The sequence below is a fragment of the Dyella sp. AD56 genome (genome assembly GCF_002878475.1).
GTDB lineage: Bacteria > Pseudomonadota > Gammaproteobacteria > Xanthomonadales > Rhodanobacteraceae > Dyella.
On sequence record NZ_NRDP01000050.1, the window covers coordinates 1 to 1,073 of the forward strand.

At 64.9% G+C, this 1,073-nt stretch carries 1 protein-coding gene; it reads left to right on the plus strand.

Annotated elements, in window-relative coordinates; translation table 11 throughout:
- Positions 1-162: 162 nt before the first annotated feature.
- Positions 163-1,073, plus strand: a 911-nt coding sequence (locus tag DyAD56_RS23455) for an AMP-binding protein (RefSeq protein WP_199179105.1), incomplete at its 3' end; no start/stop codon positions are given.

A 1,073-nucleotide genomic window follows, 5' to 3' on the forward strand; every position in this document is an offset into this window, starting at 1 on the left:
ATGCGGGATTCGAGGCCCAGGTTGCGTTGCGCCCCGAAGCGGTGGCGGTGGAGTTCGAAGGCAGCCAATTGAGCTATGGCGAGCTGAATGCGCGAGCCAACCAGGTGGCCCATACGCTGATCGCCCGAGGGGTGGGTCCGGACGATCGCGTGGGGGCTGTGCGTGGAGCGCAGCCTGGAGATGGCGGTGGGCTTGCTGGGCATTCTGAAGGCGGGCGCGGCGTACGTGCCGTTGGATCCGTCGCTGCCGGTGCAGCGAGTTCAGGCGATGGTGACGGACAGTGCACTGCAAGCGGTACTCGTCCATGCGTCCACGCTGGCGGTGATGTCCGAGGTATCGGTGCCGGTGTTGCGGCTGGACGAGGCGGCAGAGTGGTCATCGCTGACGACGAACCCGGACCCGCACGCGCTGGGACTGACGCCGGAGCATTTGGCCTATGTGATTTACACCTCGGGTTCCACGGGTGTACCCAAGGGAGCAATGAACCAGCACGACGGCGTCTGCAATCGATTGCAGTGGGCGCGGGACGTGTTCGGGATGGGGCCGCAGGACTGCGTATTGCAGAAGACGCCGTTTGGTTTTGACGTATCGGTCTGGGAGATCTTCCTGACGTGGTCGGTGGGGGCGCGCTTGGTGCTGGCGCGGCCGGGCGGCCATCAGGACCCGCTTTATCTGGGAGAGCTGATCCAGGCCAGTGGAACGACCGTGTTGCACTTTGTGCCATCGATGCTGGAAGCCTATCTGAAGCATGGCCAAGCAGGCTCACTGTCAGGAGTGCGCGCTGTCATATGCAGTGGCGAGGCCCTGAGTGGCGAGTTGCGGGATCGGTTCATCGAAGCGTACCCACGCGTGGCGCTTCACAACGCCTATGGACCGACGGAGGCCGCCGTCGACGTTACCTGGTGGACCTGCAGCGCTGGGGAACGTGGGGCGGTGCCGATCGGACGGCCGGCACCGAACGTGCGGATGTATGTGCTGGACCAAGGATGCCAGCCGGTGCCGCTAGGTGCGGTGGGCGAGCTGTATATCGGCGGCGTGCAGGTGGGACGGGGGGTATCTGAATCGGCCGGAGT